This is a genomic window from Pseudoalteromonas sp. BSi20652 (genome assembly GCF_000239855.1).
Taxonomy (GTDB): domain Bacteria; phylum Pseudomonadota; class Gammaproteobacteria; order Enterobacterales; family Alteromonadaceae; genus Pseudoalteromonas.
This window is the reverse complement of the sequence record NZ_BADT01000108.1, coordinates 54,403-65,015: the sequence shown is the minus strand read 5'-3', so window position 1 is coordinate 65,015 and position 10,613 is coordinate 54,403. Positions and strand designations below refer to the sequence as shown.

8 protein-coding genes are annotated in these 10,613 nt (G+C 38.7%); 3 read left to right on the top strand and 5 right to left on the bottom strand.

All coding sequences use genetic code 11. The features are described 5' to 3' along the window. Window positions 1-160: 160 nt before the first annotated feature. The 4 genes from P20652_RS08530 to P20652_RS08545 all read right to left on the bottom strand — a co-directional run bounded on the left by P20652_RS08530 (window position 161) and on the right by P20652_RS08545 (window position 4,159). The gene (locus P20652_RS08530; protein WP_008169047.1) at window positions 161-538 is read right to left on the bottom strand and encodes a hypothetical protein; all 378 of its coding nucleotides are present in this window, start codon (window positions 536-538) and stop codon (window positions 161-163) included. A gap of 203 nt (window positions 539-741) precedes the next feature. After that, window positions 742-1,290 (bottom strand): NAD(P)H nitroreductase, encoded by a 549-nt coding sequence (locus P20652_RS08535; RefSeq protein ID WP_008169045.1) that lies wholly within the window; start codon window positions 1,288-1,290, stop codon window positions 742-744. Window positions 1,291-1,420: 130 nt separating this feature from the next. Beyond that, window positions 1,421-2,104, bottom strand: coding sequence for a DoxX family protein (locus P20652_RS08540; protein ID WP_008169043.1), 684 nt, complete (start codon window positions 2,102-2,104; stop codon window positions 1,421-1,423). Window positions 2,105-2,197: 93 nt separating this feature from the next. Beyond that, window positions 2,198-4,159, bottom strand: a complete 1,962-nt coding sequence (locus P20652_RS08545) for an FAD-dependent oxidoreductase (RefSeq protein WP_008169041.1) — start codon at window positions 4,157-4,159, stop codon at window positions 2,198-2,200. Window positions 4,160-4,377: 218 nt separating this feature from the next. On the opposite strand from P20652_RS08545, the gene sppA reads away from it, so the two are divergent. Both sppA and ansA read left to right on the top strand, forming a co-directional pair. Beyond that, window positions 4,378-6,243, top strand: coding sequence for a signal peptide peptidase SppA (gene sppA / locus P20652_RS08550; RefSeq protein ID WP_008169039.1), 1,866 nt, complete (start codon window positions 4,378-4,380; stop codon window positions 6,241-6,243). Between the two features lie 81 nt (window positions 6,244-6,324). Beyond that, complete coding sequence (ansA, locus tag P20652_RS08555) at window positions 6,325-7,335, top strand: asparaginase (protein WP_008169037.1); 1,011 nt, start codon at window positions 6,325-6,327, stop codon at window positions 7,333-7,335. A 69-nt stretch (window positions 7,336-7,404) separates the two neighbouring features. On the opposite strand, the gene gndA is transcribed toward ansA, so the two are convergent. Then, the gene (gene gndA / locus P20652_RS08560) at window positions 7,405-8,778 is read right to left on the bottom strand and encodes an NADP-dependent phosphogluconate dehydrogenase (protein WP_008169035.1); all 1,374 of its coding nucleotides are present in this window, start codon (window positions 8,776-8,778) and stop codon (window positions 7,405-7,407) included. Between the two features lie 377 nt (window positions 8,779-9,155). Here gndA and pyk point away from each other — a divergent pair, with 377 nt between their 5' ends. Next, window positions 9,156-10,592 carry a pyruvate kinase gene (pyk, locus tag P20652_RS08565; protein WP_008169033.1) on the top strand — a complete coding sequence of 479 codons (1,437 nt, stop codon included), beginning with the start codon at window positions 9,156-9,158 and terminating at the stop codon, window positions 10,590-10,592. The last annotated feature ends 21 nt before the right edge of the window (window positions 10,593-10,613 follow it).

Sequence of the window (10,613 nt, the reverse complement as noted above, 5' to 3'; positions counted from 1 at the left end):
CCGCACGGCGCGAATAATATGGTTAAACACGTAACTTGTAAAGAGCTAAATATAAAATAATATAAAATATTAACTTATTGGATAAAATAGACCCACTTTGTTCTTTTGTTAAGCTCTTCACTTTAATAAAAATTAAGTGAATGGACTAAAGTTAAACACACTAATAATATTGTTTAGGTCTGCGAGCAATCCAAGAGCAAATTAAACACGCTAACAAACTCAGTGCAGTAAAGGTAACGCCTTGAAAAATTAAATCAAATCTATTTAAATCATCACTGGGTACTATAACAAACATAAAAGCGGGTAATACACTAAGTGACAGTACGTAGCAGCATACTTTAAATGCACGCCCAAAGTCGAAACGTCTGGACTGGTGCATCCACCATGTTAACAACACAAGCATACCCATTGCTGAAACCGCTATAAAATGTGATGCATTTGTGCTCATTGCAACATACAGTGTTACAAAAGCACCTATGATTCCCCAAATTGACCATGCTAGCCAATTCTCTTTTTCACGTAAAAATAAATTTCCCATAGTTTCCGTCTTCTTTATCGTTATTTTTATTAAGACTATCCATAATGTATCAAAAAACAACCGATTAAAAAACAAACTGAAGAAGATTTAGTAAATTTAGTGCTTCCAAGCGCTTCTTACAGCCAAGCCATTAACTTTGAAATAGTACTCTTTGTAACCTTAATCAATTACGACTATGTAAATTGCGCAAAGTTCATACTATTTCACAGATTACTAAAATAGTGTTCTGGCTTATGGCGAGGCGACTTTTTACAATCGACTTCAGGTGTACCTATATATAAATACCCGACTATTTCATCTTGTTCTTGTAAGTTAAGCGCTTTTTTAACCGCGCTACTTTGTGCAAAATAACCTGTGCGCCAAACACCGCCTAACCCTTGAGCGAATGCAGCTTGTTGCATTGCAAGCACACTACATCCTGCACTTTGTACTTGTTCTATTCGAGGAACTTTTGGGTGCTCTTGATATTTAGCAATTGCTATTACAATCATAGGCGCACGAAGGGGAAGGTCTTTAGCACGGTTAATTACTTTTTCTTCTTGTTGCTCTGCTATTGCACTTTGATGGTAAATTTCACCTAGTTTATTGCGTGCATCACCTTGAGCAATGATGAACTGCCACGGTGCTATACAGCCATGATCAGGAACACGAAATGCTGCTTGCTTTATTATGTCTAGCTGCTCAGACGAAGGGCCCGGCTCTATTAGTTTAGAGTCTGATTGGCGGGTAAGTAAAAGCTCGATGGCGTTCATAACGATTCCTCAAAATTCAAAACGCTAGAGTAACATTTAAAACCTTAATAAATAAATACCGAAAAATTAAAATGCAAAACGGCCGCAAAGGCTCAAGCTATGCGGCCGTTAGTCAAGTAGATTAAATGCGTTATTCTTTTATAACATTTCGCTTTAACCAGTAATCAATACTAACGAAACGCCCACCGCCCATAAAAAATAAACCAAGTAACATAGCAAAGTAAATTGCCGAAAACTCTATACCGTTATTTAAAATAGAAGGTTTGCCTTTTTCGTAGAGGTAATCAGGAAAGCCGTGCTCTTCAACTAAGTCTCGGATTTTACCTATTCGGTCTTTTACTTCTAGTGAGTTTTCTAGGCTTTCTTTAGCGCCCGGAATTGACAACCAATCAAGTACTTGCGCAGCACTTGTTTCTGGATTAGTTGGCGCAATTGCAAACCAACCATTATGCCAATGCACTGAGGTTGCAGCGACGACCATTGTGAACATAAGTGGAATACTGACCAAACGAGTTAAAAGGCCAAATAATAAAAACCAACCACCTAAAAACTCACTCCAGCCCGCTAAAAATGCTAGTAAGTCTGGAAACGGTAATCCTAAACCCCATTCGCTATTACCAAACCATTGAACTACATCTGGAGATGCTAAAAAATTATCAAAAAGCCCTTCTGTTTCACCGCTTATAGCTAGTTTGTTATAACCTGCAATGATCATAACAGGGGCTAAAATTAAGCGAAATAGCAATGCAGGTAAACCATCTAAAAATGATAATTTACCTAATATTGCATCATAAAGATTGGTTAGTTTATTCATGCGTATCCTGCGTGTTCACTGTTTATTAAGTTATAGACTATAAACAGCAAAGACCGCATGAATTGATAAAATATTTCAATTTATTTACAAAGGTTAAATACTTCTAGCGACCTGAAGTGCTTCAAAAATCGCGCGTTTAGCATCAATAGCAGCAGCCAATTTAGCGCCGCCTATAACATGTACCTTTGCGTTATCCGTATAATTTTCTAGCACTTCATTATTAGAAACCTGACCAATACAGGCAATAACCGTATCTACTGGCAGTACATGAGTTTCGCCAGCCACATTAATAGTTAGTCCGCTCTTATCAAAGCTTTGGTATTGGCAATCAGCAATTTGCTTAACGCCATGCTGCTTGGCAACTTGACGATGTATCCAACCCGTTGTTTTACCAAGCTCGCTACCAAAACGACCCGCACTGCGTTTTAACATATACAATTGACGTTCGTCTTTATGTGGTTGGGCTTCGCACTCAATGCCCCATTGCGTTTTAAACTCGCTAATAGTTTGCGATTTATGTTCACTCAAAAACGCAACCATATCAAAACCAATACCACCGGCACCTAAAATAGCAATTGATTTACCCAGTTCTACTTCGCCGCGTATAACTTCGTCATAAGCAAACACACGCTTATCATCGCTACATTTAATAGAGGCTTCGCGAGGCCTTACGCCGGTTGCAAATACGATGTCATCATAGCTTTTGAGCATTGAATCGTCATAAGCTTTACCAAGTTCTACTGTAACTTGTAATCGCTCAAGTTCATGAGTGAAGTAAGTCAGTGTATGGTTAAAGTCTTCTTTACCTGGTATTTGCATGGCTAAATTAAATTGGCCGCCCATTTGTGATTTTTGATCAATTAACGTGACGTTATGCCCTTTTTGAGCCAAGTAACAACTTGCTGATAAACCAGCAGGACCGGCACCGACTACTAATACATTTTTAGCTTTGGTTGCTTGCTCTAACGGGTAATCAAGCTCAAATGCAGCTTGTGGATTAACTAAACACGTAGCCCGTTTATTTTTAAATACGTGATCTAAACAACCTTGGTTACACCCAATACAAATATTAATTTGTTTAGATTGATTGTTTACGTACTTATTAAAAAACTCAGGATCAGCAAGTAGCGGCCTTGCCATCGAAATTAAATCAGCTTCGCCTGCAGTTAAAATATCATTAGCAATTTCTGGGGTATTAATTCGGTTAACAGCAATCACTGGTACATTAACCACGTCTTTTAAACGTTTTGATGCTTCTTTAAATGCACCTGGCGGCACCATGCTCGCAATAGTCGGAACACGTGCTTCGTGCCAACCAATACCTGTGTTAAATATATCAACACCCGCTTTTTCAAGTTCGGTAGCTTGAATAATAACTTCCTCTGGTGTTGAACCGTTTGGAATTAAATCAATAACCGACAATCTAAAAATAATTAAGAATTGTTCAGATACTTTTGCTCTTACAGCTTTAACTATTTCAAGCGCAAGTCGCATTCTGTTTTCTAGGCTACCACCAAATTCATCATCACGTTTATTGGTGTGCGGCGCCATAAACTCATTAATTAAATACCCTTCAGAACCCATAACTTCAACGCCATCGTAGCCAGCTTTTTCAGCCATATAAGCAGAATGCGCAAAATCTTTAATTGTTTTTTTAATCGAGCCAAGCGACATCGCTTTGGGTTTATAAGGATTAATAGGTGCTTGTATTGCACTTGGTGCTTGATTGAACGGATGGTACGCATAACGTCCAGCATGTAATAATTGCAAACAGATTTTTCCACCGTGTTTATGCACAGCATCTGTGTAAGCGCGGTGCTTAAATACATCGTAATAACTATTAAATGAAGATGAAATAGGTGTTAATTTGCCACGTAAATTAGGGCTGTATCCGCCCGTAATTAACATTGCGGTGCCGCCTTTTGCACGTGCTTCATAAAATGCACGCAAGCGTTTGCGGTTATGCCAGCCCTCTTCAAGGCCTGTATGCATTGAGCCCATCACTAAGCGGTTACGTAATTGTGTGTGTTTTAATTGTAATTGTTGTTCTAACATCTTGTGCCCCGTCAACTGGTCTTACCTGTATACATTAGCTAATTTTGCTTTAATGGCAAGTAATAAGCAATATGTGCCTTAATTTAATTAAAAAAGCCGTAAAAACATGTATTAATAGCACCTCATAAACACTTCGTTACGATTTAGCAGTTAAATTTATTTTTATTCTAGGCTAAGATGCAACTAATGTATTAACTGTACCAAATTAAGGAGCTATTTTGATAGCAAAGGTATTTAAAGGTATTTGGGCTGGAATTAATTTTTCTCGTCGCTTAATACTAAACATTTTGTTTTTATTACTGGTAATTATTTTCTTTGTGTCGCTCTCAAGTGACGACGATAAAATAATAGTTGAAAATGGCTCTGTGCTTAGGCTTAACCTAAATGGCCCTATTGTTGAAGAGAAAACATACATAGACCCGGTTGAAGCCGCAATTAGTGATGCTACTTCTAGTTCTGAAGCGCCAAGCGAAATATTACTCGACGATATTGTTGAAGTAATAAACGAAGCGACTAAAGACGATCGCATTACGGTGATACTGCTTGATTTACAAGAAATGCCTAAAGCGCATTTAAACAAACTTAAGCAAATCACCAATGCAATTGATGCATTTAAACAAGCTGGCAAAAAAGTCATTGCATCGGGTTATTACTATACCCAAGCACAATACTATATTGCATCACACGCTGATGAAATAGCTATGCACCCATACGGTAGCGTAGGTATTGAAGGTTATGGCATGTATCCGCTTTACTTTAAAGATGCACTTGAAAAGCTTGAAGTAACGCAGCATATTTTCCGTGTTGGTACATTTAAGTCAGCAGTAGAACCTTTCATTCGTAACGACATGTCTGAAGCAGCCAAAGAAGCTAACCGCGTTTGGTTAGGCGCTCTTTGGAGCGAATACAAACAAGATGTTGCTGCGGTTCGCCCATTTGATGAGTCAAATTTTGACGAAACAATGGACGTATATCTTGAAAAAATGAAAGCTGCTGATGGCGATGCAGGTAAATATGCACTTGACCACCAGTGGGTTGATTCTTTAAAAACCAGTCAGCAAGTTCGCAAGCAGTTAATAGATTTAGTTGGCGCACAAGAAGACGGTAAAACATTTAAGCAAGTTTCATTTCGTGAATACTTAAGTTTAGTTAAACCGCCTATTGAATTTGATAACCCTATTACTGAAAAAGTCGCCGTTGTTGTTGCTAAAGGTACGATTGTTGATGGTGAGCGTAGAGCTGGCGAAATTGGTGGCGACTCTACAGCAGCCCTACTTCGTAAAGCACGCCTTGATGACAAAGTTAAAGCGGTTGTACTTCGCATAGATTCAGGTGGCGGGAGTATGTTTGCCTCTGAAGTTATTCGTGCGGAAGTATTAGCGCTTAAAGCTGCTGGTAAGCCTGTTATTGCCTCTATGAGTTCTGTAGCTGCATCTGGTGGTTATTGGATTGCTTCTGCTGCAAACGAAATTTGGGCAGCACCAAGTACTATAACCGGTTCAATTGGTGTGTTTGGTACGTTTATGACATTTGAAAAAACCTTATCTAAGATTGGTGTTTATTCAGATGGTGTTGCAACAACCGAAATGGCTGGTTTTTCTATCACTCGTCCCCTTAACGAAAAAATGGGTCAAGTAATTCAGATGAGTGTTGAAGAAGCATACGGTCGCTTTTTAAATGTTGTCGCTGATGCACGCAACATGACGCCTGAGCAAGTTGATAAAATTGCCCAAGGGCGTGTATGGATTGCATCTCAAGCACTTGAACTTGGTTTGGTAGACAAACTTGGTGATAAACAAGCTGCTATAGAAGCAGCTGCTGCACTTGCGAAACTTAATAATTATGAAGTTAAAACTATTAAACATGATTTAAGTTCGCAAGAAAAAATGATTCAAAATATTTTTGGTAACGCATCTATCAAATCGATGCTTGGTTTACAAACACAAAAAACATCAGTGTTAGCAACGCAAGCTAATTTACAAAGTGTTATTAACCAATTAAGTACTGAAGTTGAAAACCTTAAAGATTACAACGATCCACAAGGTGTATATGCACGCTGTTTAGTGTGTAACGTTGCACAATAAAAGTGCATCGTCTCACCTAATCAGCTGTATTTAAAGTTACTTAACGTTATACTAAGCCCAGTTTTTTTACTGGGCTTTTTTATGAAACGTAAACGCATTTATATCGCTTATACCGGTGGTACTATAGGTATGAAAAAATCGAGTCGAGGTTATATTCCTGCTGAAGGTTTTTTAACAGAAACCGTAATGAACAACGCAGAATTTAACCGTGATGAAATGCCTTTGTTTGATATTCACGAATACTGCCCGCTTATAGATTCTTCAGACATGTCTCCTGAGCATTGGCAACTTATTGCTGATGACATTAAGAAAAAATACCAAGATTATGATGGTTTTGTTGTGCTCCATGGCACCGATACAATGGCGTATACAGCCTCAGCCCTATCATTTATGTTTGAAAATTTAACTAAACCTGTAATTGTAACTGGCTCACAAATTCCGCTTTCTCAATTGCGCTCTGATGGCCAAGTAAATCTTCTTAACGCGATGTATTTAGCGGCAAATTATCCAATTGCAGAAGTAAGTCTATTTTTTAATAACCAATTGTTTAGAGGTAATAGAGCAACTAAAGCCCACGCTGATGGATTTAATGCATTTGCGTCGCCTAATCTTGATCCTTTAGCGTTATCGGGTATTAATATTCAACTTATTAAAGGCCAACTCAGCCCTTATGTTGAAAATGAGCTGCAAGTTAGCCCTATTACACCTCAACCCATTGGGGTGCTTTATTTATACCCTGGTATTAGTCAAGAAGTGGTTAAAAGCTTAGTTAATGGCAACATTAACGCCTTGGTGTTACTTAGTTTTGGTGTAGGTAATGCACCGCAAGATCCTCGCTTTTTATCAATACTTGAAGAAGCAAGTAAACGTGGCGTAGTTATTGTTAACTTAACGCAGTGTTTAAAAGGCCATGTAAATATGGGCGGCTATGCAACGGGTAATGCGCTATTAAATATTGGTGTAATTAGTGGGTACGATATGACCCTTGAGGCCTGTTTAACTAAATTACATTATTTATTTAGTCAAAAGCTAGAGGTCGAAACGATTCGTCATTTAATGCAAGATAACTTACGCGGTGAGTTAAGTCGTTAAATCTCACCGCGCCTAAAATACAAAAGGCACGCTAAATAGCGTGCCTTTATCGTTTTAAACAACTTTTTATTATCTAACTTTAGCGTCGATATCTACTAGGTCAGTTAAATGGCATGTTTCACCGCTATGTGTTTTAACGCCGTGCTCACCAAAGTAATCACGCTGGGCTTGAACTAAATGCCCATTACTCGGTGTAGTTAATGTTGCTAAATACGTTTGAGTAGCACCCAATACAGGGAATGCTAAACCAGTCATTATTGCTTGGCCGGTAATTTTGCGTAAAGAGTTAGACTCTTTCTCAAGGGTATCAATAAATTCAACACCTTGTGCAACGCTATCGAGGTAATCAGCACGAATAATACAACCAGCGCGCCACGTTTGAAGCGTTTTAGCTAGATCAACTTTCCACTGATGAGTACGAGATGCACCTTTAATTAGCGCTAAACCTTGGCGATACGCAAGTAAACTTGCAAGTAAGAACGCTTCTTTAAGCTCTTCTAAATCAATTTCGACTTTATTAGTTGATTTAGATGCATACGTCATTTCTTGTGCAGCCGTTGTATTACATGCATTAGTTAAATGACGAGCTTGTACAGCAGCAACAAGTGAAGGGACAGCAATACCAAGTTCTAGTGCATTTTGCGCAGTCCAAAGACCAGTGCCTTTAGCGCCAACTTTATTATCAATTAAGTCCGCAAGCGGTACATTATTATGATTTTCAAGTGACAATATGTGGCTAGAAATAGACAGTAAATAACTATTTAATTGACCTTCTGACCAGTCATTAAATATCTCAGCCACTTCTTTTGGAGAACGATTAGTGCCTAAACGAAGTAATTGGTACACTTCTGCAATAAGTTGCATAAGTGCGTATTCAATACCATTGTGAACCATTTTTACAAAATGACCACTTGCTGATTGACCCACACGTGCAAAACACGAGTCGCCATTATAGCTCGCAGCTACTTTTTCAAACCATGGCTCAATACGCTCCCAACCACCTTCAGAACCACTTGCCATCATTGCAGGACCATGGCGAGCACCTTCTGCACCGCCAGAAATTCCCATAGTGGCAAATTCAAATTTATTTTGGTACTTAAGTTTACGCGTTATTCCGTCTTTATAATTACTATTACCGCAATCGACAATCATATCGTCACAGTTAACGCCGGCCTCTACAAGTTCATTACAAACTGTATCAACTAATTCACCAGCAGGAACAAGTAATAAAATGGAACGAGGTGCCTCTAAACGCCTTACCATGTCTCTCAAATCAGAGACAATGTGAAGCCTGTCAGCCATGCCTTGAGATTTAGCACAACTTAGTAACTCTTCACCCGCATGTGGGTTTTTGTCGTAAGCGACTAGCGTTATCCCTTTTTCAATCAAGTTTAGGGCAAGATTTTTTCCCATAACGCCTAACCCTACTAATGCAACTTGCATCTAGTGTCCTCCTCGGTAACAACTATTTGGTTAGAAAATTCAGTGTATAAATTAAATAATACCGCGTGCACTACACTCATACAGCCATAAAGCACTAATTATGAGTTAATACAACATGCTTTTTTATTAAAAATAAATAAGCAGCCTAATTATATCAAACATCAATGGTCTCGGGGTGACTAAAAGCAAAGCTAATTGAAATTAAGATCATTGACGCATTCTGACACCGGTGTCATAATGATGACACAATAGTTTTGTATAAAATAGTGGCAAACCTTTGAAGTTTGCACATAACTAAAATAGTTTATTTTAATATAAATATTTTAAGTCAACAAAATAACGTCAACATGCTTTCACCAAGCACACAGGAGAAATTGATGCTAAGACGCACGAAAATAGTCGCTACCCTTGGACCTGCTACCGATAGAGATAACAACTTAGAAAAAATTATTATCGCTGGGGCTAACGTAGTACGTTTAAACTTCTCACATGGTGTTGCCCAAGATCATAAAGACCGTGCACAAGCCGTACGTGATATTGCAAAAAGATTAGGCAAACATATTGCTATACTTGCTGACCTTCAAGGCCCTAAAATCCGCGTTTCTACTTTTAAAGAAGGTAAAGTAACACTTGCTGTGGGTGCAAAATTTACCCTTGATGCAAAAATGGAAAAAGGCGAAGGCGACATAAACTCTGTTGGTATTGATTATAAAGAATTACCTAACGATGTAAGCCCTAACGATTTACTACTTCTAAATGACGGCCTTATTCAATTAAGTGTTGATGAAGTAGCTGGGCATTTAGTGCATTGTACAGTCACTGTTGGCGGTGTTTTATCTAACAATAAAGGTATTAACCGTTTAGGTGGTGGTTTAACTGCCCCTGCATTTACTGAAAAAGATAAAGAAGATCTAATAACTGCCGCTGAAATTGACGTAGATTACATTGCTGTATCATTCCCACGCAGTGGCGACGATATGCGCTACGTACGCTCACTTGCTGAAGCTGCTGGTTCAAAAGCACAGTTACTTGCTAAAATTGAGCGTGCTGAAGCCGTTGAAACGCAAGAAGCTGTTGATGATATTATTTTAGCGTCTGACGCTGTAATGGTTGCTCGTGGTGATTTAGGTGTTGAAATTGGTGATGCGGCTCTTATGGGCAAGCAAAAACTAATTATTCGTCGTGCTCGTTCATTAAACCGTACTGTAATAACAGCGACGCAAATGATGGAATCGATGATCGATAACCCTATGCCTACACGTGCAGAAGTTATGGATGTTGCAAATGCTGTTCTTGATGGAACAGATGCCGTTATGCTTTCAGCTGAAACAGCTGCAGGTGATTACCCTGAAGAAACAGTTGCGACTATGGCACGTGTTTGTTTAGGCGCAGAATCTCAAAAAGAAACGCATGTTTCTAAACACCGTTTAGATAGCCGTTTTTCTAATAATGCTGAATCAATTGCGCTTTCTGCTATGTATGCAGCAAATCACTTAGATTCTGTTAAAGCAATCATCACACTCACTGAATCTGGAAGCACGGCTAAATTAATGTCGCGTATCAGCTCAGGCTTACCAATCTACTCTCTTTCACGTCATGCGAGTACATTAGGCCAAACAGCACTTTATCGTGGTGTTTACCCAGTATTTTTTGATTCTACAAAAACTGAAAAAGACGGTATGGTAAAAGCCGCACTTGATACTTTAGTTTCTCAAGGGTCTTTACAGTCTGGCGATACCGTAATTATTACTCACGGTGACTCAATGGAAACTGTGGGTGCAACTAACACAATGAAAATTGTAACTGTTGCATAATACCAATTTTATTAGAAACAT

Bases quoted from the DNA above. Each gene is read 5' to 3' on its own strand.
- P20652_RS08530 (WP_008169047.1), bottom strand. From the start codon at position 538: ATGGGAAATTTATTTTTACGTGAAAAAGAGAATTGGCTAGCATGGTCA.
- P20652_RS08535 (WP_008169045.1), bottom strand. From the start codon at position 1,290: ATGAACGCCATCGAGCTTTTACTTACCCGCCAATCAGACTCTAAACTA.
- P20652_RS08540 (WP_008169043.1), bottom strand. From the start codon at position 2,104: ATGAATAAACTAACCAATCTTTATGATGCAATATTAGGTAAATTATCA.
- P20652_RS08545 (WP_008169041.1), bottom strand. From the start codon at position 4,159: ATGTTAGAACAACAATTACAATTAAAACACACACAATTACGTAACCGC.
- ansA (WP_008169037.1), top strand. From the start codon at position 6,325: ATGAAACGTAAACGCATTTATATCGCTTATACCGGTGGTACTATAGGT.
- gndA (WP_008169035.1), bottom strand. From the start codon at position 8,778: ATGCAAGTTGCATTAGTAGGGTTAGGCGTTATGGGAAAAAATCTTGCC.
- pyk (WP_008169033.1), top strand. From the start codon at position 9,156: ATGCTAAGACGCACGAAAATAGTCGCTACCCTTGGACCTGCTACCGAT.